This is a genomic window from Mesorhizobium sp. M8A.F.Ca.ET.207.01.1.1 (assembly GCF_004794715.1).
Classification (GTDB): domain Bacteria; phylum Pseudomonadota; class Alphaproteobacteria; order Rhizobiales; family Rhizobiaceae; genus Mesorhizobium.
In genome coordinates this window covers 1-530 of the sequence record NZ_SRUS01000056.1, presented here as the reverse complement: position 1 = coordinate 530, position 530 = coordinate 1, and the positions used below count along the sequence as shown (strand labels likewise).

General features: G+C 69.6%; 1 protein-coding gene. It reads left to right on the top strand.

Annotated elements, in window-relative coordinates; genetic code table 11:
* The coding region (locus EN850_RS33420; protein ID WP_145973022.1) for a substrate-binding domain-containing protein at positions 1–530 on the top strand (530 nt) is incomplete at both ends.

Here is a 530-nt window from a genome sequence, read left to right as displayed (position 1 = left end):
GCGCGCCGTGCGCGAGCTGGGCTATACGCCCAATCTTGCCGCCAGTTCGCTGGCCGCCGCGCAGCACACGCGCATTGCCCTGATCTATACCAACCCCAGCGGCGCCTACCTGCGCGAGCTGCTGGTGGGGCTGCTGCGCGTCGCGTCCAGTTCCGCGCTCCAGCTGGTCATCGACTACTGGGACAACCTGGATGCCGAGTCCGAGCGCAAGGCGGCGCGTGCGCTTGCCGGGCGCGTCGACGGGGTGATCCTGCCGCCGCCCCTGTGCGAATCGCAGGCCGCGGTAAGCGAACTGGTCAAGGCAGGCATTCCGGTGGTGGCCATCGCATCGGGTCGCCTGAGCGACGCCCTGTCCTGTGTCCGCATCGACGATTTCAGCGCCGGCAGGGAAATGACCGAGCACCTGCTCCGCCAGGGGCACACCCGTATCGGATTCATCCGCGGACGCACTGACCTGAGCGCGAGTGCGCTGCGCTACGACGGCTTCGTCACGGCGCTGCGCGAGGCGGGGCTGGCGGTGGAACCCGGCC